This window comes from Microvirga pudoricolor (assembly GCF_016892705.1).
Lineage (GTDB): Bacteria > Pseudomonadota > Alphaproteobacteria > Rhizobiales > Beijerinckiaceae > Microvirga > Microvirga pudoricolor.
Genome location: NZ_JAFEMB010000001.1, coordinates 1,865,797 through 1,887,589 on the forward strand (window position 1 = coordinate 1,865,797; position 21,793 = coordinate 1,887,589).

Annotated in this window: 24 protein-coding genes; 13 read left to right on the forward strand and 11 right to left on the reverse strand. The window is 66.8% G+C overall.

All coding sequences use genetic code 11. The annotated features are described in order from the left end of the window. Positions 1–109 precede the first annotated feature (109 nt). From ILT42_RS08755 to mutM, 9 genes are all read right to left on the reverse strand, one after another. Positions 110–724, reverse strand: a complete 615-nt coding sequence (locus ILT42_RS08755) for a LysE family translocator (protein WP_204215050.1) — start codon at positions 722–724, stop codon at positions 110–112. A 58-nt stretch (positions 725–782) separates the two neighbouring features. Continuing rightward, the gene (gene recF / locus ILT42_RS08760) at positions 783–1,976 is read right to left on the reverse strand and encodes a DNA replication/repair protein RecF (RefSeq protein ID WP_204215051.1); all 1,194 of its coding nucleotides are present in this window, start codon (positions 1,974–1,976) and stop codon (positions 783–785) included. A gap of 221 nt (positions 1,977–2,197) precedes the next feature. Beyond that, complete coding sequence (gene dnaN, locus ILT42_RS08765) at positions 2,198–3,316, reverse strand: DNA polymerase III subunit beta (RefSeq protein WP_204215052.1); 1,119 nt, start codon at positions 3,314–3,316, stop codon at positions 2,198–2,200. Positions 3,317–3,473: 157 nt separating this feature from the next. After that, positions 3,474–4,913: a chromosomal replication initiator protein DnaA gene (dnaA, locus tag ILT42_RS08770; protein ID WP_229428550.1), complete on the reverse strand. Its 1,440-nt coding sequence runs from the start codon at positions 4,911–4,913 to the stop codon at positions 3,474–3,476. An 857-nt stretch (positions 4,914–5,770) separates the two neighbouring features. Next, entirely contained in the window at positions 5,771–6,037 is a 267-nt protein-coding gene (gene rpsT / locus ILT42_RS08775) for a 30S ribosomal protein S20 (RefSeq protein ID WP_204215054.1), read from the reverse strand. Between the two features lie 176 nt (positions 6,038–6,213). Next, complete coding sequence (locus ILT42_RS08780; protein WP_204215055.1) at positions 6,214–7,017, reverse strand: TSUP family transporter; 804 nt, start codon at positions 7,015–7,017, stop codon at positions 6,214–6,216. Between the two features lie 34 nt (positions 7,018–7,051). Beyond that, positions 7,052–7,825, reverse strand: a complete 774-nt coding sequence (locus ILT42_RS08785) for an enoyl-CoA hydratase (RefSeq protein ID WP_204215056.1) — start codon at positions 7,823–7,825, stop codon at positions 7,052–7,054. 212 nt (positions 7,826–8,037) lie between these two features. After that, complete coding sequence (locus tag ILT42_RS08790) at positions 8,038–8,832, reverse strand: DUF2189 domain-containing protein (RefSeq protein ID WP_204215057.1); 795 nt, start codon at positions 8,830–8,832, stop codon at positions 8,038–8,040. Between the two features lie 324 nt (positions 8,833–9,156). Then, positions 9,157–10,038, reverse strand: coding sequence for a bifunctional DNA-formamidopyrimidine glycosylase/DNA-(apurinic or apyrimidinic site) lyase (mutM, locus tag ILT42_RS08795; protein WP_204215058.1), 882 nt, complete (start codon positions 10,036–10,038; stop codon positions 9,157–9,159). A gap of 95 nt (positions 10,039–10,133) precedes the next feature. Between mutM and ubiE the strand changes: the two genes are divergently transcribed. The 13 genes from ubiE (at position 10,134) to ILT42_RS08860 (ending at position 17,966) form a co-directional block, all read left to right on the forward strand. Beyond that, positions 10,134–10,883 (forward strand): bifunctional demethylmenaquinone methyltransferase/2-methoxy-6-polyprenyl-1,4-benzoquinol methylase UbiE, encoded by a 750-nt coding sequence (ubiE, locus tag ILT42_RS08800; RefSeq protein ID WP_204215059.1) that lies wholly within the window; start codon positions 10,134–10,136, stop codon positions 10,881–10,883. A 1-nt stretch (position 10,884) separates the two neighbouring features. Continuing rightward, positions 10,885–12,450: a 2-polyprenylphenol 6-hydroxylase gene (ubiB, locus tag ILT42_RS08805; RefSeq protein WP_204215060.1), complete on the forward strand. Its 1,566-nt coding sequence runs from the start codon at positions 10,885–10,887 to the stop codon at positions 12,448–12,450. Between the two features lie 9 nt (positions 12,451–12,459). Then, positions 12,460–12,801: a DUF4406 domain-containing protein gene (locus tag ILT42_RS08810; protein WP_204215061.1), complete on the forward strand. Its 342-nt coding sequence runs from the start codon at positions 12,460–12,462 to the stop codon at positions 12,799–12,801. Between the two features lie 43 nt (positions 12,802–12,844). After that, a complete protein-coding gene (locus ILT42_RS08815) occupies positions 12,845–13,138 on the forward strand; it encodes a type II toxin-antitoxin system Phd/YefM family antitoxin (RefSeq protein ID WP_204215062.1) in 294 nt (97 codons plus the stop codon). A gap of 2 nt (positions 13,139–13,140) precedes the next feature. Then, positions 13,141–13,587: a type II toxin-antitoxin system VapC family toxin gene (locus ILT42_RS08820; RefSeq protein ID WP_204215063.1), complete on the forward strand. Its 447-nt coding sequence runs from the start codon at positions 13,141–13,143 to the stop codon at positions 13,585–13,587. Further along, on the forward strand, positions 13,584–14,801 hold the full coding sequence (gene coaBC / locus ILT42_RS08825; RefSeq protein ID WP_204215064.1) for a bifunctional phosphopantothenoylcysteine decarboxylase/phosphopantothenate--cysteine ligase CoaBC: 1,218 nt from the start codon (positions 13,584–13,586) through the stop codon (positions 14,799–14,801). Before ILT42_RS08820 ends, coaBC begins: the two co-directional genes overlap by 4 nt. After that, positions 14,798–15,265, forward strand: a complete 468-nt coding sequence (gene dut, locus ILT42_RS08830; protein WP_204215065.1) for a dUTP diphosphatase — start codon at positions 14,798–14,800, stop codon at positions 15,263–15,265. The genes coaBC and dut overlap by 4 nt, the downstream gene beginning before the upstream one ends. After that, positions 15,262–15,711, forward strand: coding sequence for an RrF2 family transcriptional regulator (locus ILT42_RS08835; protein ID WP_204215066.1), 450 nt, complete (start codon positions 15,262–15,264; stop codon positions 15,709–15,711). Before dut ends, ILT42_RS08835 begins: the two co-directional genes overlap by 4 nt. A gap of 74 nt (positions 15,712–15,785) precedes the next feature. Further along, positions 15,786–16,781 carry a cysteine synthase A gene (cysK, locus tag ILT42_RS08840; protein ID WP_204215067.1) on the forward strand — a complete coding sequence of 332 codons (996 nt, stop codon included), beginning with the start codon at positions 15,786–15,788 and terminating at the stop codon, positions 16,779–16,781. Positions 16,782–16,896: 115 nt separating this feature from the next. Then, positions 16,897–17,226: a hypothetical protein gene (locus ILT42_RS08845; protein ID WP_204215068.1), complete on the forward strand. Its 330-nt coding sequence runs from the start codon at positions 16,897–16,899 to the stop codon at positions 17,224–17,226. A 4-nt stretch (positions 17,227–17,230) separates the two neighbouring features. Further along, positions 17,231–17,545, forward strand: a complete 315-nt coding sequence (locus ILT42_RS08850; RefSeq protein WP_204215069.1) for a hypothetical protein — start codon at positions 17,231–17,233, stop codon at positions 17,543–17,545. Between the two features lie 25 nt (positions 17,546–17,570). Continuing rightward, the gene (locus ILT42_RS08855; protein ID WP_204215070.1) at positions 17,571–17,795 is read left to right on the forward strand and encodes a hypothetical protein; all 225 of its coding nucleotides are present in this window, start codon (positions 17,571–17,573) and stop codon (positions 17,793–17,795) included. A 12-nt stretch (positions 17,796–17,807) separates the two neighbouring features. Beyond that, positions 17,808–17,966 (forward strand): hypothetical protein, encoded by a 159-nt coding sequence (locus tag ILT42_RS08860; protein WP_204215071.1) that lies wholly within the window; start codon positions 17,808–17,810, stop codon positions 17,964–17,966. A gap of 71 nt (positions 17,967–18,037) precedes the next feature. Here ILT42_RS08860 and typA read toward each other — a convergent pair whose 3' ends face one another. Then, entirely contained in the window at positions 18,038–19,864 is a 1,827-nt protein-coding gene (gene typA, locus ILT42_RS08865) for a translational GTPase TypA (protein ID WP_204215072.1), read from the reverse strand. A 211-nt stretch (positions 19,865–20,075) separates the two neighbouring features. Then, positions 20,076–21,791 carry a catalase gene (locus tag ILT42_RS08870; RefSeq protein ID WP_204215073.1) on the reverse strand — a complete coding sequence of 572 codons (1,716 nt, stop codon included), beginning with the start codon at positions 21,789–21,791 and terminating at the stop codon, positions 20,076–20,078. Positions 21,792–21,793 lie beyond the last annotated feature (2 nt).

Sequence of the window (21,793 nt, forward strand, 5' to 3'; positions counted from 1 at the left end):
GATTCGTCAGATCAATTATTTAGGGACGATTGCTTGAAATTTCACCCCCACGCGCCTACGCGCGCGTGAAAAGACGCACCCGATTCCTCACTTTTCACCGGAATTCCCGCTAACGGGCCGCAATTGCCGCGGCGGCCCCCACCATGATGGCTCCCGTGCCCTTGTTGAGCCTGCGGATCGAGCGGGCCGAGGTGAAGATCCGGCGCACTCGCGCGGCCAGCACGATGTAGCCCGCGAACACGACGCCCAGCACCACGAGCGTGGCCGCGACGAGTTCCGCATAGCCCAATGCCGTAATGCGATCGAGATCCAGCAGCGTGGGCAGGAGGGCCATGTAGAACATGATGGTCTTCGGATTGCCCAGGGTCAGGGCCACGCCCCCCAGCAGGAGCTTGGCCGGGCTCTCGCCGGCCGTATCGCCCCGGGTGTCGAGGGCCTCGGCCGGAGCGGTCCAGAGCTTGTAGGCGATGAAGAGCAGATACGCGACGCCGGCGTATTTCACCGCCAGGAAGACCCCGTGGAAGGTCTGGGCGAGGGCCGCCAGGCCCACGATGGCGAAGGTCAGCCAGACGACATCGCCGAGCGCGATGCCGATGCTGAAGGCCACGGCGCCGCGCGGACCCCGCCCCAGCACCCGCGCCACGATGGCGGCGATGCCGGGTCCGGGCGCGGCGGCCGCGATGAAAAGCGCGGTGGCGAAGACGAGAAGGCCTGCGAGATCCATGGCGACCCTGCTTGAAATACCATGTCGGGCATCATAGCCGAAGCCCCGGAAAGAACCATCAACGATTGGTGATGGGTTCGATCACGCCAGGCCTCACCTGCAGCACGTCCGCCCGGCCCTGAAGCTCCGCGAAGAGCGCCGGATCGGCGCCCGTCATCCAGACTTGGCCGCCGAGCTTCTCCAGCTCCGCGAACAGGCCCGCCCGGCGCTTGGGGTCGAGATGAGCCGCGACCTCGTCCAGCAGAATGAAGGGCGCAAGTCCGCTCATGGCGGCGACGAGTCTCGCATGGGCCAGCACGAGGCCGATGAGCAGGGCCTTCTGCTCCCCCGTCGAGGCGGTGGCGGCGGGAATGTCCTTCGGACCGTGGCGCACCAGCAGGTCGGTGGCTTGAGGCCCCACGAGGGTGCGCCCGGCCGCCCGATCCCGGGCGCGGTAATCGCGGAGGATCGCCCGGTAGCGGTCCTCCGCGTCCACGGCGGGCAGGGAGGCGATGAGCGCGTCGATCTCGCCCTCCAGGCTCAGGGTCGCGAAAGGGAAGGGCGAGGTGTCGTCGCGGGTGGCCAGGATCAGGGCGGCCAGGCGCTCCACGGTCTCGCGCCGGGCGGACGCCACCGCGACCGCGAGCTCCGCCACCTCGCGCTCCAGGGCGTCGAGCCAGAGACTGTCACTGGCATTGTCCTCCAGCACCCGGTTGCGGGAGCGCAGGGCGCGCTCGAGAGCGTTGACGCGGGCGCCGTGCTCCGCGTCCACCGCCAGCACGAACCGGTCGAGAAACCGGCGCCTGTCGCCCGCCGAGCCGCGGAACAGGGCATCGAGGTCCGGGGTCAGCCAGACGACGCGCAGGTATTCTGAGAACGCGGACGGGGAGGAGGCGGACGAACCGTCGATGCGGCAGATCCGGGCGGCGCGCGCCTCCGGGTGGGCGGCCTCCAGGCCGGTGCCGAGCCGGTGCTCGCCGAAGGGCGCATCGAGGCCGATGGATACCGCGAACGAGCCCCGGCCGCCTCCAGGCGCCCCCTGGCGCGCCATCTCGGCCAGGTCCGCCCGGCGCAGGCCTCGCCCCGGCATGAAGAGCGAGATCGCCTCCAGCACGTTGGTCTTGCCCGCGCCGTTCTCGCCCACCAGGGCCACGAGACCCTGCGAGACGGCGAGGTCGAGGCTCTCGTAGGTGCGAAAATCCTGGAGGATCAGGCGGGTGATGCGGGAGGCGGGGGGCGTTTCGGGCGGCATGCGGGTTCCTGCGGCCTTCATGCCCGGATCGGGTGCCGGAGATCAAGCGCGTTAGGGTCGCGCAAGGGGAGGGTGTCATCCCGGACGGCGCAGCCGAACCGGGATCGCCGGACGGGTGAGCGCGGGAGCTTCCCTTGTCATTCCCGGCCGGAGTGTGGCGGAGGGAAAGGGAATCCGGCTCTGCGCCCCATCCTGAAAACGGTCCCGGATCGTCGCTCCGCTCCGTCCGGAATGACGGAGGGTCAGACCCGCATCGGCATCAGGACGTAGAGCGCGTTCGCGCCGTCGCGGTCCTGGATCACTGTGGGCGAGCCGGGATCGGCCAGCTTGAACAGTGCGGTGTCGCCGTCGAGCTGGGCGGTGATGTCGAGGAGATAGCGGGCGTTGAAGCCGATATCGATGGATCCGGCCTCGTAATCGACCTCGATCTCCTCGGTGGCGCTGCCGGAATCCGGGTTGTTCACGGACAGGGTCAGCCTCCCGTCGCCGAGGGCCAGCTTCACGGCCCGGCCGCGCTCGGACGAGATGGTGGAGACCCGGTCGACCGCCTTGGCGAACTCGGCCCGCTCCACGGTCAGAAGCTTGTCGTTCCCGGTCGGGATCACGCGCTGGTAGTCCGGGAAGGTGCCGTCGATGAGCTTGGAGGTCAGCACCACGCCGTCGAAGGTCATGCGCACCTTGGCGGAGGACAGTTCGATGCGGATGGTCTCGCTGCCGTCCTCCACGAGCTTGACGATCTCGGCCACGGCCTTGCGCGGGATGATGACCCCCGGCATGCCCTCCGAGCCCTTGGGGGCGGGCAGCTCCACGCGGGCGAGGCGGTGGCCGTCGGTGGCGACCGCGCGCAGCATGGGCTGGCCCGACACCTCGATGGCGTGCAGGAAGATGCCGTTGAGGTAGTAGCGCGTCTCCTCCGTCGAGATCGCGAACTGGGTCTTCTCGATCAGGCGCTTGAGGTCGGCGGCGGGCAGTTCGAAGCTGTGAGGCAGGTCGCCCGCGGCGAGGTCCGGGAAGTCGCTCTCCGGCAGGGCCTGGAGCATGAAGCGCGAGCGCCCGGAACGGATCTGCATCTGGCCCCCGTCGCCGGCCATCTCCAGGGAGACCTGGGCGCCGTCGGAGAGCTTGCGCACGATGTCGTAGATCACGTAGGCCGGAACCGTGGTGGAGCCGGCCTGCGCGATGTCGGCCGGGATGGTTTCCGTCACCTCGATGTCGAGATCCGTCGCCTTGAGGCGCAGGGTCTCGCCATCGGCGCGCAGCAGGACGTTCGACAGGATCGGAATGGTGTTGCGGCGCTCGACGACGCGGTGCACATGCCCGAGCGCCTTCAAAAGGGCGGCGCGCTCAACGGTTACTCTCATAGCCCAACACCTGTTGTCGTTGGAATTATTGGGTCGCCCGGCGCTACAAGCCGGGGATCAGCGGGGCAGCAAGATTGGCGAAGGTTGGGCCAGAAAGCAAGGCGCTGAGCCCTGCTTTCCCACCAGACACTTAAGCCCTTCCGATCGAGGCGCCGGCCTATTCCTGCAGCATGCGCTTGAGGAGCTCGACCTCGTCGTTGAGGGCGTTGTCCTCGCCGATCTGCTTCTCGATCTTGCGCACCGCGTGGAGCACCGTGGTGTGGTCGCGTCCGCCGAAGCGGCGGCCGATCTCCGGCAGGGACCTGAGGGTAAGCACCTTGGACAGGTACATGGCGATCTGCCGCGGGCGCACGACGGCGGCAGTGCGTCGCTCGGACAGGATGTCCGAGCGCGAGACGTTGTAGCGGGAGGCCACCAGCTTCTGGATGTCCTCGATCTTCACCCGCTTCGGCTCGCGGTTGCGCACGAGGTCGCGGATCGCCGTCTCGGCGGTCTCGATGGTGATGGACGAGTTGGTGAGGGTCGCGTGGGCGAGCAGGCGGTTCACGGCGCCTTCCAGGTCGCGGCCGTTGGCCGTGATGGAGCGGGCGACGTAGGACACCACGTTGGGGCTCACCTCGAAGGTGGGATGGATGGTCTTCAGGGCTTCGAACCGGGTGGTCAGGATCGAGGCACGCAAGGCCTCGTCGAGGGCGCCGACCTCCACCACGAGGCCGCCCGCGAGGCGCGAGCGCACCCGCTCGTCCAGGGCTTCGAGATCCGCCGGGGGGCGGTCCGACGCCACCACGATCTGGCGGCCCGCATCGATGAGGGCGTTCAGGGTGTGGCCGAATTCCTGCTGGATCTGCTTGCCCTGGATGAACTGCACGTCGTCCAGGATGAGAAGATCGATGGCGCGCAGCCGCTCCTTGAAGGCGAGCGAGGTCTGGGCCTTCAGGGAGGCCACGAAGCCGTACATGAACCGGTCGGCGGTCAGGTAGATGACCCGGCGGCCTTGGGTTTTGGCCGCATGCCCGATGGCGTGGAGGAGATGGGTCTTGCCGAGGCCGACGCCCGCGTGGAGGTAGAGCGGGTTGTAGATGGCCTGGCCGTTCTGGGCGACCCGGTCGGCGGCCGCGTGGGCGAGGGCGTTGGAGCGCCCGATGATGAAGCTCTCGAAGGTGAGGCGCGCATCGAGAGGGGCGCCGCCGAACTCGCCGGCCTCCGCCTTCTCTTCCGGCAGCGCGAGGGCGGGCGCCTTGATGTCGCCGGGAGGTACGGCCGCCAGGGAGGCGGCCGGAGCGCGGGGCGTCTCGCTGGGCCTGCGGGCGAGGGCGGGATCGCGGCTCGGCGAGCTGCCGGACGAGCGCACCCCGATGGTGACGCGCTCCACGTCCGTGGCCTCGGCCCGGTAGAGGGTCAGGACCCGGTCGGCATAATGGGACTCGATCCAGCTCTTCAGGAAACGGGTCGGCACCGTCAGGAAGGCGCAGCCGTCGACGACGGCGTCGAGCTCGAGACGGGCGAACCAGCTGGCGAACACATCCTCGCCCAGCTCGGCCCGAAGGCGGCGTTTGACCCTCGCCCAGTTCTCCGATGCCATCTGCGCTCCCGACATGTCGACCCCGCTCTCGTTCGGGGCGGAATGGGTGCGATGATCCTCGCTGCGATACATTCAATATCCCTCCACGAGATCCCGTGCCGACTGGGCCCAGGATCCCCACGCCACTACCAATGCTGAAATCCAGAGGCGTTCGTGCCTCATGGAGTTCAGGTCTGGCGCCCCCAAACTGTACTGAAGATTATCTTTTGATGGTAAAGATGAAGTGCCTCGTTATGGACACTTCACGAGCAGCACTCATGCAGTTTCAAGTCTACTCCTGCCTGGGCCGAGAACTTCTGTTTGCTTCTTGATTTGTTGAAACAACGCTCCGTCCCCATATCCGAGCTTCTAAACTTGAGATTTGAGTGAATGACTTCACGGCGACCCCCGTGAAGTGAATTGACCTTACACAGGGGGTCTGGGGGTGGCAACAGAATGAATCGATGTTGCGCCGCCCAAAGGCCGGTTTGACGCACCGCAAATTCGTCCACAGGTTTTCAGCCGGCTCTATAAAACCCTGACTCTTCAACTGATTCAGGGTCTGACCACAGGCTGTCCACCGTCCGCAAAAAAGGTTTTCTCGCAATGTTGAATCGGGGATGATTCGAGCCGGATTCGGGGTCGATTCCAATGCCTCGCGGAAGCTTGCCTGCTAAGCCCCTGAAGACGCTCCGCGTTTTATGCGCATTCGCAAGCTGTGCCGTTATCACACGCACCCCCGGAATGGCCCGCCAAGTCAAGGCTTCGTGTGGATAAAAAATCCCACAGGTCTCTTGGTCTCCGGGCCCGAAAATCAAGGGCAGGCGCATGAAAAAACCCGGCCTTGCGGGCCGGGTTCGAATGCTGGGTCAACGCAACCTGAACGAGAACGATCAGGCGCTCAGGGTCTTGATGCGGGCCGAGAGGCGCGAGACCTTCCGCGAGGCGGTGTTCTTGTGCACGATGCCCTTCTGGGCGGCGCGCATCAACTCGGGCTCGGCGGCGCGGAGAGCCGCGACGGCGTCGTTCTGGTTGCCGGAGGCGATCGCCTCCTCGACCTTGCGGATGAACGTGCGAACGCGGCTGCGACGCGAGCGGTTGATCGCCGTGCGCTTGACGATCTTGCGGGTCATCTTCTTGGCCGAGACAGTGTTGGCCATGGCCAAAGTCCTCGTAGGTAAGCACCGATGCGACGAGCCTTGCGGCTCGTCTGTGAGCCTTGGCGGCGACCGGCGGATTGCAATGGAAACCGAAGAGCCCGCGGATCGCGCGGGCTCATGTGAGGCGGCTTATAGACTCGGGTCCGGGAAACGTCAACAACAACCGGCTCTTCGCGTCAAAAAAGCGACGTCGCCAGCCCCGACAGCCCCTGACGCCAGGGATTGGCCGGGTCGAGAAGAAGCCTGAGCGCCATGAGGGCCGAAATCGCGACGAGCAGGGGGCGGATCAGGCGGGAACCCAGCCTTATGGCGAGCCGGGACCCGATCTGGGCGCCGAGAAGCGCCGTTCCGGCCATCACGAGCCCTGCCGGCCACATCACCGCTCCCGTGGCGGAAAACAGCAGGAGGCTGCCGAAATTGCTGCCCAGGTTGACGAGCTTGGTGTGGGCCGTGGCCCGCACGACCCCGTAGCCCAGGAGCGTGACGAAGCCCAGCATATAGAAGGAGCCCGCGCCGGGTCCGAAGATCCCGTCATAGAAGCCGACCGCCACGGGCAGCGTCGCCCCGAAGGTGACGGCCGTCATCCGCGCATGGGCATCCTCGTCCTTCAGGCGGCGGGACAGGGCGAAATAGACCGCGATCGCCACGAGCAGGACCGGGATCACCAGATCCAGGACGGCGCGGGGCAGGACGCTCACGCACAGGGCCCCGATGATGCCGCTGGCGAAGGCCACGAGCGCGAAGGGAACGGCCTGGCGCCAGACGATCAGGCCCCGGCGCCCGAACGCGTAGGTGGCGGAGGCGGCCGAGCAGACCCCCTGCACCTTGTTGGTGGCGATGGCCTGGGCGGGGTCGAGCCCGCAGAGCAGGAGGACCGGCACGGTGATGAGACCGCCGCCGCCCGCGATGGAATCGACGAAGCCCGCCAGGAAAGCGGCACCGCCCAGGAGCATGAGGGTGTCGAAGCCCAGATCGAGCATGACGAATTCTTCCCGGCCGGGCCTGTCCGCTCTTTTACTGGTTCTTGAACCCGGGGGCCCGCTTCTCGACGAAGGCCTTCATGCCTTCCTTCTGGTCGGCGGTGGCGAACATGGCCTGGAACAGGCGCCGCTCGAAGCGGATGCCCTCGGATAGGCTCACCTCGTCGGCCCGGTTGATGGTTTCCTTCGTCATGATGGCGATGGGGAGCGACATCGACGCGATGGTGTCGGCGGTCTTCATGACCTCCGTCATGAGGTCGGCGGCCGGGACCACGCGGGCCACGAGGCCGGAGCGCTCGGCTTCCTCCGCGCCCATCATGCGGCCCGTAAGGCACATCTCCATGGCCTTGGCCTTGCCGATGAGGCGGGTGAGGCGCTGGGAGCCGCCCATGCCGGGCATGACGCCGAGCTTGATCTCGGGCTGGCCGAACTTGGCCGTGTCGGCCGCGATGATGAAGTCGCACATCATGGCGAACTCGCAGCCGCCCCCGAGGGCAAAGCCCGCCACCGCGGCGATCATGGGCTTGCGCTGGGCCGCCACCCGGTCCCAGCCCGAGAACTGGTTGGTGGAATAATTGTGCGGATAGACCAGGTCCGCCATCTCCTTGATGTCGGCGCCCGCGGCAAACGCGCGCTCGGACCCGGTCACGACGATGCAGCCCACATTGTCGTCGGCCTCGAAGGCGTCGAGGGACTGGATCACTTCGCCGAGCAGGGCTGAGTTCAAGGCATTCAGGGCCTGGGGCCGGTTGAGGGTGATCAAGCCTACCTTGCCGCGGGTCTCGACGAGGATCGTTTCAAAAGCCATGGGCGCCGCCTCCATTCTGATTCCCGTATGGGTTAGGGGAGGCGGCCAAGCTCGGCAAGTGACCTGCACAAGAAAGAGGTGACCTGCACAAGAAAGAGGTGACCTGCACGAGAAAGAAGTGACTTGCACGAGAAAGAGGTGGCCCCGGACGAAAAAATCGGAGCCCCTGTGAGGATAACGTCGCGCGGGCCTGCAGACCCCTTGGGGAGGCCTTAGGACGGCACGACCTTGCGATAGAGATGCCAGGTGGCGTGGCCCAGAACCGGGAGCACGATGGCCAGCCCGATGAAGAGCGGGATGAAGCCGATCACCAAGGCGCCCGCGACGATCAGGCCCCAGAGCGCCATGGTGCCGGGATTGGCCAGCACCGCCTTCACGGAGGTCTGGATCGCCACCACGGCGCCCACGTCCCGGTCGAGGAGAAGCGGGAAGGCGATCACGCTCATGGCGAAGACCGCCACGCTGAACGCCGCGCCGATGAGGTTGCCCAGCACGATCAGGGTCCAGCCGTTCCGCGTGGTCAACACCTCCTGCAGGAACAGGCTCATGGATTGAGGCGCGTGCCAGCCGAAGAGGGATTGATAGAGCGCCTGCGCGATCACGAGCCAGAACAGGAAGATGACGGCGAGCAGCACGCCCAGCGCCGCGATCGACCCGATAGAGGGCGAGCGCAGCACCTCCGTCATGTCCTGCCAGCGCACGGTCTCGCCCCGTTCCCGGCGCCGGCTGAGTTCATAGAGGCCGACTGCCGCCAGGGGACCGACCAGGGCGAAGCCCGAGGCCAGGGGGAAGAGCAGCGGCAGGAGGTTGTTGCCGAAGGCGAGGCCCGCGAAAAAGATCCCGATGATCGGATAGAGCAGGCAGAGGAACGCCAGGTGGGACGGCATGGCCCAGAAATCCTGGAAGCCCCGCCGCAGGGAATCCTTCAGGTCCTCCACGCCGATTCGTCGGACCGCGATCCGGTCCGGGGTCTCATGAGCGCCCGCGATGATGTGAAACTTGGCCATGTGTCTTAAACTCCATGAACATCGTTCAAGGGGTCGCGAGACCTGAGGCGAGGCAGTGGGCGGTCCTAGGAGTCGCAACCTGCACGTCACATGACTATAGGGCAGGGGGCGGTTTTGTCGCCCCCTCGGCGGGAACACGGTTTCGGGAGGGATGGGCGAGAGATTGGCAGGGCCACATTCCCTCCCCCTTGTGGGGAGGGTCGAGTCGCGAAGCGACCGGGGTGGGGGTGTGGGCGCCACGCTGGTTCGATGTGGCGCTCACACCCCCACCTCCAACTCCTCCCCACAAGGGGGAGGAGAGCCGCGCTGTGCTGCCAAAGGGGTTCAGGATTGGCAGACGGGGCAGTAGAAAGTCGAGCGGCCCGACTGCACGAGGCGCGAGACCGTGCCGCCGCAGCCCGGCGTCACGCAAGGCTCGCCCTCCCGGTCGTAGACCTTGAACGAATGCTGGAAATAGCCCAGCGACCCGTCCACCTGGGCATGATCGCGCAAGGTCGAGCCCCCGGCCAGCACGGCCTCGTTCAGCACGTCGCGGATCACGCCCGCGAGCCGGTGGGCCTGCTCGGTGGGCTCGCCCGCCTTTGTGGCGAGCGTTCCGGCGGCGGCTTCCGGGTGGAGACCCGTGCGGAACAGGGCCTCGCACACATAGATGTTGCCGAGGCCCGCAATCAGCCGCTGGTCCAGCAGAGCGGCCTTCAGGGGCGTGCGCTTGCCCGCGAACAGCCGCGCGATGGTGTCGCCCGAGAGCTCGTTGCCCAGGGGCTCGATGCCCATTCCGGCGAAATGCCGGCAGGTCTCGATCCCGGGCCGGGGCACCAGATCCATGAAACCGAAGCGGCGGGCGTCGTTGTAGGTCACGCGGGCGCCGTTCGAGAGCTCGAAGATCACGTGATCATGGGCGCCGACGCCCCCGTGCTCGTGGTGGAACTCCCCCGGCATGCGGGTCTCGCCCCCCTGGCTCACCAGGAAGCGCCCCGACATGCCCAGGTGCATGACCAGGACCTCCCCGGACGAGAGATCGGCCAGGAGATACTTGGCCCGCCGCCCGAGGCTCCGGACCTCCTGCCCCTCCAGCCGGGCCGCGAAATCATCCGGGAAGGGAAACCGCAGGTCCGGGCGGCGCTGGGTCACGCGCTGGAAACGGGCACCCACCAGGGCGGGCTCGAGACCCCGGCGAACCGTTTCGACTTCGGGCAGTTCAGGCATCAACGATCTCGTCGTTCGGGAGAGCCCTTCACATAGCCATCCGGGCCCGCTTCCGCTATGGATCGCGACAAAACGCGTATGAGGACCATGAGATCATGACCGACGAGACCACGCATTTCGGGTTCCAGTCCGTGCGGCTCGACGAGAAGCAGGAGCGCGTCAACGAGGTGTTCCACTCGGTGGCCGGGCGCTACGACCTCATGAACGACCTCATGTCGGCGGGCCTGCACCGGGTCTGGAAGGATGTGCTCCTCACGACCCTGCGCCCTCCGAAGACCCGCCCCTTTCGCCATCTCGACGTGGCGGGCGGCACCGGGGACGTGGCTTTCAAGATCCTCGACGCCGGCGGGCCTCAGACCCACGTGACCGTGCTCGACATCAACGGCGAGATGCTGAATGTGGGCCGCGAGCGAGCGGGCGGGCGCTACGAGGGCCGGATCGATTTCGTCGAGGCCAATGCGGAGGAGCTGCCCCTCGAGGCGAACCGGTTCGACGCCTACACCATCGCGTTCGGCATCCGGAACGTGCCCCGCATCGATGCGGCCCTGCGGGAGGCCCATCGGGTGCTCAAGCCCGGCGGTCGCTTCCTGTGCCTCGAATTCTCGAAGGTGGACGTGCCGCTCCTCGATAAGATCTACGACGCGTATTCGTTCAACGTGATCCCCAAGCTCGGCGGGATGGTCACGGGCGATGCGGAATCCTACCGGTATCTGGTCGAGTCGATCCGCCGCTTCCCGACGCCCGCCGCTTTCTCGGCGATGATCGAGGAGGCGGGCTTCCGGCGCGTCACCCACAAGCCCCTGACGGCGGGCGTGGTCGCGATCCATTCGGGCTGGAAGATCTGACGTGATCGGCAGCACCGTCCATCTCGCCCGCAACCTCCGGGCCGGGTTCGTCCTTGCGCGGGAGGGCGCGCTCTCGCTGGTGGATCCCAGCGCCCTTCCGCCCTCCGCGCGGGTGGCCCTGCGGGTCGCGCGTCTCATCGAGCGGCGGGACGTCGGCGACGGCGCGGCGCGGCTGTCCACGGCGCTGACCCGGCTCGGCCCGTCCTATGTGAAGTTCGGCCAGTTCCTGGCCACCCGTCCGGACATCGTCGGCGTCGCGGCGGCCCGCGACCTGGAACGGCTGCAGGACCGCATGCCACCGTTCCCGCGCGCCGAGGCCGTGCGCATGGTGGAGCTGGCCCTGGGGCGTCCGCTGGATGCGATGTTCCTGGATTTCGGCGAACCGGTGGCGGCCGCCTCCATCGCCCAGGTCCACAAGGCCCGCGTCCGCACGCCCGAGGGCGAGGAGATTGTGGCCGTCAAGGTCATGCGGCCCGGCGTCCGCGAGGGCTTCGCCCGCGACCTCCAGGCCATGCGAGCCGCCGCCCGCCTGTTCGAGCGGGTGGTGCCCGATGCCAAGCGCCTGAAGCCGCAGGAGATCGTGGAAGCGCTCGCGCGGTCGGTGGCGGTCGAGATGGACCTGCGCCTGGAAGCCGCCGCCGTCTCGGAGCTCGCCGAGAACACCCGGGACGATCCCGATTTCCGTGTGCCCAAGCCCGAATGGGACCTGACCGCCCGGGACGTGCTCACCACCACCTGGATCGACGGCATCCGTCTCAACGACATCGCGGCCATCGAGGCGGCGGGCATCGACCGGGTGGCGCTCGCCCGCACGGTGATCCAGTCCTTCCTGCGCCACGCGATCCGCGACGGCTATTTCCACGCCGACATGCACCCCGGCAATCTGTTCGTGGACGATCTCGGCCGCCTCGTGGCGGTGGATTTCGGCATCATGGGACGCCTCGGCATGAAGGAGCGCCGCTTCCTCGCCGAAATCCTGCTGGGCTTCATCCGGCGGGATTACCTGCGCGTCGCGCAGGTGCATTTCGAGGCCGGCTACGTGCCGCCGCATCACTCCGTGGAGGATTTCGCCCAGGCCATCCGGGCCATCGGCGAGCCGATCCACGACCGACGCGCGGACGAGATCTCCATGGCGAAGCTGCTGACGCTTCTCTTCGAGATCACGGCGCTCTTCGACATGGCGACCCGCATCGAGCTCGTCATGCTCCAGAAGACCATGGTGGTGGTGGAGGGCGTGGCCCGCAACCTCGACCCGAAACTCGACATGTGGGGAACCTCCGAGCCGGTGGTGCGCACCTGGATCGAGCGCAATCTCGGGCCGCTCGGCCGGGTCGAGGAGGCGGGACGGGGCCTGTGGACGCTGGGCGGTGTGCTGGCCAACCTGCCGGACCTGGCGCTGCGGGCCGAGCGGATCCTCAGGCAGCTGGAAGACTCGACCTCCAAGGGATTCGAGCTCCGGCCTTCGAGCGTTCACGCCATCGGCCGGGCCGAGGCGCGCGGCCACCGCTGGGGCAACATCGCCCTGTGGGTGATCGCGGCGCTCTTGGCCGTTCTGGCGTTTCACTAGGATCGCGCCGTGTGGATTTGGATTTGCGGACCCTACGCGGGGGACGGCGCGGATCGCGGGCAGCGGGCCGCGAACCTGCGCGTCCTGAACGAGGCGGCCCTTCAGGTTTTCGCGATGGGTCATACGCCCTTGATCGGCGCCAACATGGCCTTGCCGATGATCGAGGCCGCGGGCCTGGACGATGCCTCGCACGGGATCAGGCTGCCCCTGTCGCTCGCGTTGCTGGAACGCTGCGACGCCTGCCTGCGCCTTGGTGGAGCATCGGCCGGCTCGGACAAGGAAGTCGCCCGGTTCGAGGCGCGGGGCTTGCCTGGTTACCGTAGCGTCGACGCGATACCCGCCGCGCATTGAACAAGGCCGGGTCAAGCTGTACATTCTGTACAGGAGAAAGCCTATGGCCGATGACAAGATCCGGCAGGACAAGACCTGGACGGTGCAGGATGCCCGCGCCCATTTCGGTGACGTGATCGATGGCGCCCTGAGGGGCCAGCCGCAGCGCATCAGCCGCCGGGGCAAGGATGCGGTCGTGGTCGTGTCGGAGGAGGAGTGGCGTCGTCACGTCAAGCCGGACAAACCGAAGATGAATTTCCGTGAATTCTTAGGAACCTTCCCGTTGTCTCAAGAAGAATGGGAAGAGGTCGCCCCGAGACGTCACGATCGGCGCAACAATCCGTTCTCCGAGGTCTAACCGTGTATCTCCTCGACACGGATGTCATTTCGCGAACCTCACCCATATCCATCGGCGGATCGCCAGGCTTATCCGACTGGCTCGATGCCAACGGCCAGGACAGCTATCTCAGCGTCGTGACGATCGGTGAAATGGAGTACGGTGTCGCCCGCCTGATCGAGAGAGGCGCCACGAAGAAGGCCGCAGCGTTACAGGCTTGGCTCGAGAGCGTACTTGAGTTGTTCGCCGAGCGATGCATCGACTTCGATCTCGCCGCTGCCCGGAGAACGGGCGAGCTGCTGGCGAGAGCCGAGGCCGGTGGTCATCATCCCACCTTCGAGGATACCTGCATCGCGGCAACGGCCGATACGCGCCACATGACGGTCGCGACCTTCAACATCAGACACTTCAAGGCTTTCGACGTGGCCTACGTGCAGCCTGGCTCCCTCTCCGAAAGCTCTTCACGATGAATCCCTCCCTCCAGGCCAAGCGCATCCTCCTCGTCATCGGCGGCGGGATCGCGGCCTACAAATCTCTCGACCTGATCCGCCGCCTGCGCGAACGCGGGGCCACGGTGCGCTGCATCCTGACGAAGGGCGCGGGGGAATTCGTCACGCCGCTGGCCGCGTCCGCCCTGTCAGGCCAGCGCAGCCATACGGACCTGTTCGACCGGGAGGACGAGGCCGATATCGGGCATATCCGGCTCGCGCGGGACGCCGACCTTATCGTGGTGGCGCCTGCCACCGCGAACCTCATGGCCAAGATGGCGGGCGGCCATGCGGACGATCTCGCATCCACGGTGCTACTCGCCACCACATTGCCGATTCTGATCGCGCCCGCCATGAACGTGCGCATGTGGCTGCACCCCGCCACCGCCCGCAATCTCGCTGCTTTGACGCGCGATGGCGTGCATAGTGTCGGGCCCAATGAGGGCGCCATGGCGGAGGCCGAGTTCGGGCCGGGCCGCATGGCCGAGCCGCTCGAGATCGCGGCGGCGGTCGAGCGCCTCCTCGCACCCTCCGGTCCTCTTCTGGGCAAGCATGTGGTGGTCACGTCGGGCCCGACCCATGAGCCCATCGATCCCGTGCGCTACATCGCCAATCGGTCCTCCGGCAAGCAGGGCCACGCCATCGCGGCGGCCGCGGCCGCGGCGGGCGCCCGGGTCACGCTGGTCTCGGGTCCGGTCGCGCTGCCCGATCCGCCGGGCGTCACCACCCTGCATGTGGAGAGCGCCCGCGAGATGCTCCAGGCCGTGGAAGGCGCGCTGCCTGCCGATATCGGCATCTTCGCGGCGGCCGTCGCCGATTGGCGGGTGGCCGAGGCCGGAACCCACAAGATGAAGAAGGACGGCAACGCCCTGCCGCCCCTCGCGCTGGTGGAGAACCCCGACATCCTCGCCACGATCGCCCAAAGCCGCGAGGGACGACCGCCTCTCGTGGTGGGCTTCGCGGCCGAGACCCGGAACGTCGTCGAGTACGCGCGCCGCAAGCTCGAGAAGAAAGGCTGCGACCTGATCGTCGCCAATGACGTCTCTGCCGAAACCGGCGTGATGGGGGGCGACAGCAACACGGTGCATCTCGTGACGCGGGACGGCGTCGACACCTGGCCGACCTTGTCGAAAGCCGACGTCGCCCGACAATTGATCGCGCATCTCGGCACGCTGATGGGAGCCGCCCCCCGATGAGACATGTTCTTCGCGTCCAACGCCTCGCCCACGGGGCCGGCCTCGGGCTGCCCCGCTACGAGACGGCGGGAGCGGCGGGGCTCGATCTCCTGGCCGCTCCTCCGGCGGACGAGCCTCTGGTCCTGGCCCCCGGACGCCGATCCCTCGTGCCCACCGGCCTCGTGCTGCAGCTGGAGCCCGGTTTCGAGGCCCAGGTGAGGCCCCGCTCCGGCCTCGCCCTGAAGCATGGCGTGACCGTGCTCAACGCGCCCGGCACGATCGACGCGGATTATCGCGGCGAGGTGAAGGTTTTGCTCGTCAATCTGGGCCAGGAGCCGTTCACGGTCGAGCGGGGCATGCGGGTCGCGCAGCTGGTGGTGGCCCCGGTCACCGCCGTCGCGGTCGTGGAGATCGAAGCGGCCGATGCGACCCCCCGGGCCTCGGGCGGGTTCGGCTCCACGGGGCTGGCGGAGCGCGCCCCATGAACCTCCTGTCGCGGCGTTCGCTCCTTGCCATCGCGGCCGTAACCGACATCGCCCTCTACGGGCGCACCATGCCGGTCTCCGCTAAGGCCCTCGCGGCCCGGCATGAATTGCCGCCGCGCCACCTGGAGCCGATCCTCCAGGCTCTCGTCCGGCAAGGAATCCTGAAAGGCCTGCGCGGCCCGCGCGGGGGTTACGAACTGGCCCGGGAGCGCCGGCGCATCACGGCGGGCGATATCGTGCGCGTCGTCATGACCATGGAGGAGGATGACGGAGCCGCTCCCATTCCCCAATCCCGGCTCGTCGACCGGGTGATCGATCCGGCGATCCGGAAGGGATCGAAGGCTTTTCTCCAGGAGCTCGACGCGGTCTCGGTGGACGACCTGTGCCATCAGGCCAACACGGTTGGGGCGGTCGAGAACCGGGAGACATCTGATTTCACGATTTAATTTGTATATTAAGACGAATATCGACAATCGGCGGTAATAGCATTAAGCTCCTCCCAGAAACCTGGAGGAACCCCATGGCTGAGCCTGCCCGCAAGCTCGAAACCGCTGCCCATCTCGGATCCAAGCCCGGCCGAGGCCAGATTTATGGCTCCATCACGGACACCATCGGCAATACGCCCCTGGTGCGCCTGAACCGCCTGCCCAAGGAGCATGGCGTCGATGCCGAGATCCTGCTCAAGCTGGAATTCTTCAACCCGATCTCCTCCGTCAAGGACCGGATCGGCGTGAGCATGATCGACGCGCTCGAAGCCTCCGGGGTGATCAAGCCCGGCACGACTCTCATCGAGCCGACCTCCGGCAACACGGGCATCGCACTCGCTTTCGTGGCCGCCTCCCGCGGCTATCGCCTCATCCTCGTAATGCCCGAGACCATGTCCCTCGAGCGTCGCAAGATGCTGGCCTTCCTGGGCGCCGAGCTGGAGCTCACCCCAGGGCCCCTGGGCATGAAGGGCGCGCTCGCCAAGGCCGAGGAGCTCGTCAATGCGATCCCCAACGCGATCATTCCGCAGCAGTTCCGCAATCCCGCCAACCCGGAGATCCATCGCCTGACCACGGCGGAAGAACTCTGGAACGACACGGACGGCCATATCGACGCCTTCGTGGCCGGCGTGGGCACGGGCGGCACGATCACGGGCGTCGGCCAGGTGCTGAAGCCGCGCTTGCCGAACATGAAGATCTTCGCCGTCGAGCCGGAGGATTCGCCGGTCCTGTCGGGCGGTCAGCCCGGCCCGCACAAGATCCAGGGCATCGGCGCGGGCTTCGTGCCGGAGGTGCTCGACCGCTCGGTGATCGACGGTGTCGTCACCGTCGGCAACCAGACGGCGTTTGAGACCTCGCGCAAGCTCGCCAAGCTCGAGGGCATCCCGGGCGGCATCTCCACCGGAGCCAACGTGGCGGCGGCCCTGGAGATCGCGGCCCGTCCCGAATTCAAGGGCAAACGCATCGTGACCGTGGCGCCGTCCTTTGCCGAGCGCTACATCTCGAGCGCACTGTTCGAAGGCATCGGCTAGGGGCTTGCGGCCCGGCCGGACGACGAAAGGCGGCCATTGGCCGCCTTTTTCGTGCGTCAGAGGCTGCAACCTCCACGCCCGGACGGTGTTTCCTCCCCATCAAGAGGAGACACCCATGGCTGCGAAAGAGGACAAGACCCAACCTCACCGGCACAACCTCGACGACGTCCTAAACGAGCGCGCAAAGCCGAATGCCGAAAAGCCCGGCGGGCCCGAAGGCAACGAAACCCTCCGCGAAGCCTGGGATGAGCCCGGCGGCGACGCCTACGCCTACCAGCAGGCGATGGGCGATACGGGTGGACGCGGCGAGGGGCATGATGCCCTGACAGCCGCCGAAACGCCCGAGACGACCCGCCACCTCAACGATGCCACCATCAAGCCAGGAGAGGCGGACGCGACCCGCGAGGCCATCGAGCGCGCGACCGCAGTCAACGGCAAGGAATAGCGCCATGCCGAAGAAGAACGACAACATCATCGGTCAGAGCGAAGGCCCCATCCTGAACGGTGGACACCAGACCCCGCAGCAGGCCGAGATCGTCAAGCAAGAGGGCGGGGGTCTCACCGACCGGGAGCGCCGCCACACCCTGGAGGGCCCGTCGCGGCGGGACGATCCGGCCATCGGCGGCTCCTCCAACGGTCACTCGGACCAGATCGCGGCCAACGGGCCCGAGGAGGGACGAAAGGTGGCTGGAGGTCTCTACGAGACGGAGCAGACCCAAGGCCAGGGCGTCAGCGAGAACAAACCCCGGCACCGCCCGACCTGAGGCAGAGCCCGACAAGGATCACCCCATGGCCCATGCAAGCTACGGCAACCACAGCGAAGACCCGACCGCTTCCGCCAAACCGGCCGATTCCAAGCAGTCTGAGCCCAAAACGGCTGGGCGGGCCGCTCCCGACCTTCCGGCCGCAGGCCCGCACGGCAAGGAGCACCTGGTCAACGAGGACGCGACCCCCGGCGCCGGCACCCTTCCGGAGGCGGGCGACAAGGACGGGACCGATTCCACCAGCAGCTGAGCGAGGCCCACCATGACCGACGACCGCAAGAAGACCGAGGCCACCGAAGACGACATCAGCGCGCCGCGCCTGACCCCGCAGGGCCGCACGGACCCGGACGGAGACGGCGAGGATTCGACTTCTCCTCAGGGCGGCGCCAAGACCGGGCAGCCCAGCAAAGCCGAGGGCTGACCTCACGAAAAAGGCCGCTCCTGGGAGCGGCCTTTTTATCTGTGTGCGTGCTGGCCTGAAGCGTTCCTGCCTCAGGCGCTCAAAGCTTCCTTCGAACGCTCGGCGCGCTTGCGGTCGTTCGGATCGAGGATCGTCTTGCGGATGCGGATGGACTTCGGCGTCACCTCCACCAGCTCGTCGTCCTGAATCCAGGCGAGCGAGCGCTCCAGCGTCATGCGCATGGGCGGCGTCAGGCGCACGGCCTCGTCCTTCGACGTGGTGCGGATGTTGGTGAGCTTCTTGCCCTTGAGCACATTCACCTCGAGATCGTTCTCGCGGTTATGCTCGCCGATGATCATGCCCTGATAGACCTTCCAGCCCGGCTCGATCATCATCGGGCCGCGATCCTCCAGGTTCCAGAGCGCGTAGGCCACGGCCTCGCCCTGGTCGTTGGAGATCAGCACGCCGTTGCGACGCCCGGCGATCTCGCCCTTGTAGGGCTGATAGGCGTGGAACAGGCGGTTCATGATCGCGGTGCCGCGGGTGTCGGTCATCAGCTCGCCCTGGTAGCCGATGAGGCCGCGGGTGGGGGCGTAGAACACGAGGCGCTGGCGATTGCCGCCGGAGGGCTTCATCTCGACCATCTCGGCCTTGCGCTCGGACATCTTCTGCACGACGACGCCGGAATGCTCCTCGTCCACGTCGATGACCACTTCCTCGACGGGCTCGAGCAGTTGGCCAGCCTCGTCCTTCTCAAACACCACGCGGGGACGCGACACGGCGATCTCGAAGCCCTCGCGGCGCATGGTCTCGATCAGGATGGCGAGCTGCAACTCGCCGCGGCCCGAGACGTAGAACGAATCCTTGTCCGAGGCTTCCTCGATCTTGAGCGTGACGTTGCCCTCGGCCTCCTTGAACAGGCGGTCGCGGATCATGCGGCTCGTAACCTTGTCGCCCTCGGTGCCGGCCAGCGGCGAATCGTTCACGATGAACGACATGGTGACGGTCGGCGGATCGATGGGCTGGGCCTGGATCGGAATGTCGTTCTCGGGCGCCGAGAACGTATCGGCCACGGAGCCTTTCACCAACCCTGCGATGGACACGATGTCGCCTGCCTCACCGACCTCGATGGGCTGGCGCTCCAGGCCCCGGAAGGCCAGGATCTTCGACACGCGGCCGGTTTCGACCACGTTGCCGTCGCGGTCCAGCACCTTAATGGACTGGTTCGGCTTCACCGAGCCCGACGCGATGCGGCCCGTGACGATGCGGCCCAGGAACGGGTTGGCCTCGAGCAGGGTGCCGAGCATGCGGAACGGGCCCTCCTCGGTCTTGGCCGGGGGGACGTGCTCCAGCACGAGGTCGAACAGGGGGGCGAGGCCCTGGTCCTGCGGGCCTTCAGGGGACTGGGCCATCCAGCCGTTGCGGCCCGACCCGTAGAGGATCGGGAAGTCGAGCTGCTCGTCCGTGGCGTCCAGCGCCGCGAAGAGGTCGAACACCTCGTTGATCACTTCCTGGTGACGGCCGTCGGGCCGGTCGATCTTGTTGATCGCCACGATGGGGCGCAGGCCGATCTTGAGGGCCTTGGACACCACGAACTTGGTCTGGGGCATCGGGCCCTCGGCGGCGTCCACCAGCACGATCGCGCCGTCCACCATGCTCAGGATGCGCTCCACCTCGCCGCCGAAATCGGCGTGGCCGGGGGTATCGACGATGTTGATGCGGGTATCCTTCCAGACCACCGATGTGGCCTTGGCCAGGATGGTGATGCCGCGCTCCTTCTCGAGGTCGTTCGAATCCATGGCGCGCTCTTCCACGCGCTGGTTCTCACGGAAGCTGCCCGATTGCTGCAGGAGCTTGTCGACGAGGGTCGTCTTGCCGTGGTCGACGTGGGCGATGATGGCGATGTTGCGAAGCTTCATGGGCGTCTTTCAAAGCAAAACAGCCCGGGTCGAACCGGGCCGCGCCTTTGCGGCACAGCTGGGATTTCGGAACCGGGCGGGAATTCTGATGCGCTGCAATATAGTGATATGGGTGCGGCGGCAATAGGGCAGGCGGGCCGCAAAGGCAAGAAAGGGCCAGTTCGGAAGGCCCTGGGGCGTTGCGCCCCAGGGCCCAGCCATGGATCGGACGCTACTCGGCCGCCTGCCGGGTTGCGGGCCGGGTCGGCACGTTCTTCATCCCGCCCAGCACCTCCTCGGCCGAGGCCTGGTGGTTCGTCACGGACGAGGTCCACTGGCCCCAGACGCTCGGGTCGATGGCGTCGCCGTTGCGGCCGAGGTTGCCCAGGCGGCGCCGGTCCTCCTCGGTGAGCACCTGCTTCGGAAGCGGCTCGAGGTGGCGCACGTCGTCCGCCGAGACCCCGATCATCTCGCCGACGCGGGTGCCGTAATCGTCGTGGACCAGGAGCAGGTGCCACACCATGCGCTCCTGCACGTCGCGCTCGCACTGGCCCAGCAGGGTGCCCATGTTCAGGACGAGGTCGTCGCGCTCCCAGTCCATCATGGTGCAGTAGCGGCCCCGGGCCTGGACGTAGTCGTTGCGCCGCTCGATCACGGACCGGGTGAGCTGGCCCCGGATCTCCGGCGACCGGTTGGGATAGGTTCGGGGCGATTCATGCAGGCCGTTATGGATCGACGGCTCGAAGTTCACGTGCGGGTTCTGGCCCGGCGCGAGATCCCGCCGGTAGGACATCTGGCCGCCGTTGAGGTTGGTGGACACGTGGGCGTTCTTGGCCTGGTTCACGGGCAACTGGAGATAGTTGGTGCCCACCCGGTAGCGCTGCGTGTCCGAGTACGAGAAGGTGCGGCCGACCAGCATCTTGTCGTCGGAGAAGTCGAGCCCGTCGACCAGCACGCCCGTGCCCATGGCGATCTGCTCGTTCTCGTTGAAATGGTCCTCCACGTTGCGGTTGAGGGTCATCACGCCCACGTGCCGCAGCGGGAAATCCTTTTCCGGCCAGATCTTGGTGTCGTCCAGCGGATCCCAGTCGAGCTCGGGATGGTCGTGGTCCTCCATGATCTGCACGAACATGTCCCATTGGGGATGATCCCCGCGCTCGATGGCCTCGTAGAGGTCCTTGGAGGCCGAGCCGAGATCCTGGCCCTGCACCTTCGCGGCCTCGTCGGCCGTGAGGCTCGCCAGCCCGGAGCGGGGGTGAAAATGGTACTTCACCAGAACGGTCTCGCCCGCCTCGTTCACCATCTTGTAGGTGTTGACGCCAAAACCTTCCATGTGGCGGTAGCTTGCCGGAATGCCGCGCGGGCTGAACAGGTGCGTCAGCATGTGCATGGATTCGGGCGTCTGGCTCATGAAGTCGAAGATGCGGTTGGGCTCCTGGCGGAACGTGACCGGATCGGGCTTGAGCGAATGGATCACGTCCGGGAACTTGATGGCGTCGCGGATGAAGAACACCGCCAGGTTGTTGCCCACGAGGTCCCAGTTGCCGTCCTCGGTATAGAACTTCACCGCGAAGCCGCGCGGATCGCGCGCCGTCTCGGAGGAATCGCGCCCGCCGATCACCGTGGAGAACCGGATGGCGAGCGGGGTCTTCTTGCCCGCCGTCTGAAACAGCTTGGCGCGGGTGTACTTGGAGGCGGGTTCGTCGCCGATCTTGCCCGTCACCTCCAAGTCGCCGTAGCACACGAAGCCCCGCGCATGGACGACGCGTTCGGGGATGCGCTCCCGGTCGAAATGGGTGATCTTTTCGAGGAACTGGTAGTTCTCCAGCGTGGCCGGGCCCCGGCTGCCCACCGTGCGCTGGGACTGGTTGTTGCTGATCGGGTGGCCCTGCCGGTTCGTGAGAATCTGGTCCGGGGTGCCCGTGGGGGCCTTCGCGTTGTCGTCCATGG

Excerpts from the sequence above, each read along its gene's own strand:
- ILT42_RS08755 (WP_204215050.1), bottom strand. The coding sequence starts at position 724 with ATGGATCTCGCAGGCCTTCTCGTCTTCGCCACCGCGCTTTTCATCGCG.
- recF (WP_204215051.1), bottom strand. The coding sequence starts at position 1,976 with ATGAAGGCCGCAGGAACCCGCATGCCGCCCGAAACGCCCCCCGCCTCC.
- dnaN (WP_204215052.1), bottom strand. The coding sequence starts at position 3,316 with ATGAGAGTAACCGTTGAGCGCGCCGCCCTTTTGAAGGCGCTCGGGCAT.
- dnaA (WP_229428550.1), bottom strand. The coding sequence starts at position 4,913 with ATGTCGGGAGCGCAGATGGCATCGGAGAACTGGGCGAGGGTCAAACGC.
- rpsT (WP_204215054.1), bottom strand. The coding sequence starts at position 6,037 with ATGGCCAACACTGTCTCGGCCAAGAAGATGACCCGCAAGATCGTCAAG.
- ILT42_RS08780 (WP_204215055.1), bottom strand. The coding sequence starts at position 7,017 with ATGCTCGATCTGGGCTTCGACACCCTCATGCTCCTGGGCGGTGCCGCT.
- ILT42_RS08785 (WP_204215056.1), bottom strand. The coding sequence starts at position 7,825 with ATGGCTTTTGAAACGATCCTCGTCGAGACCCGCGGCAAGGTAGGCTTG.
- ILT42_RS08790 (WP_204215057.1), bottom strand. The coding sequence starts at position 8,832 with ATGGCCAAGTTTCACATCATCGCGGGCGCTCATGAGACCCCGGACCGG.
- mutM (WP_204215058.1), bottom strand. The coding sequence starts at position 10,038 with ATGCCTGAACTGCCCGAAGTCGAAACGGTTCGCCGGGGTCTCGAGCCC.
- ubiE (WP_204215059.1), top strand. The coding sequence starts at position 10,134 with ATGACCGACGAGACCACGCATTTCGGGTTCCAGTCCGTGCGGCTCGAC.
- ILT42_RS08815 (WP_204215062.1), top strand. The coding sequence starts at position 12,845 with ATGGCCGATGACAAGATCCGGCAGGACAAGACCTGGACGGTGCAGGAT.
- coaBC (WP_204215064.1), top strand. The coding sequence starts at position 13,584 with ATGAATCCCTCCCTCCAGGCCAAGCGCATCCTCCTCGTCATCGGCGGC.
- dut (WP_204215065.1), top strand. The coding sequence starts at position 14,798 with ATGAGACATGTTCTTCGCGTCCAACGCCTCGCCCACGGGGCCGGCCTC.
- ILT42_RS08835 (WP_204215066.1), top strand. The coding sequence starts at position 15,262 with ATGAACCTCCTGTCGCGGCGTTCGCTCCTTGCCATCGCGGCCGTAACC.
- cysK (WP_204215067.1), top strand. The coding sequence starts at position 15,786 with ATGGCTGAGCCTGCCCGCAAGCTCGAAACCGCTGCCCATCTCGGATCC.
- ILT42_RS08845 (WP_204215068.1), top strand. The coding sequence starts at position 16,897 with ATGGCTGCGAAAGAGGACAAGACCCAACCTCACCGGCACAACCTCGAC.
- ILT42_RS08850 (WP_204215069.1), top strand. The coding sequence starts at position 17,231 with ATGCCGAAGAAGAACGACAACATCATCGGTCAGAGCGAAGGCCCCATC.
- ILT42_RS08855 (WP_204215070.1), top strand. The coding sequence starts at position 17,571 with ATGGCCCATGCAAGCTACGGCAACCACAGCGAAGACCCGACCGCTTCC.
- ILT42_RS08860 (WP_204215071.1), top strand. The coding sequence starts at position 17,808 with ATGACCGACGACCGCAAGAAGACCGAGGCCACCGAAGACGACATCAGC.
- typA (WP_204215072.1), bottom strand. The coding sequence starts at position 19,864 with ATGAAGCTTCGCAACATCGCCATCATCGCCCACGTCGACCACGGCAAG.
- ILT42_RS08870 (WP_204215073.1), bottom strand. The coding sequence starts at position 21,791 with ATGGACGACAACGCGAAGGCCCCCACGGGCACCCCGGACCAGATTCTC.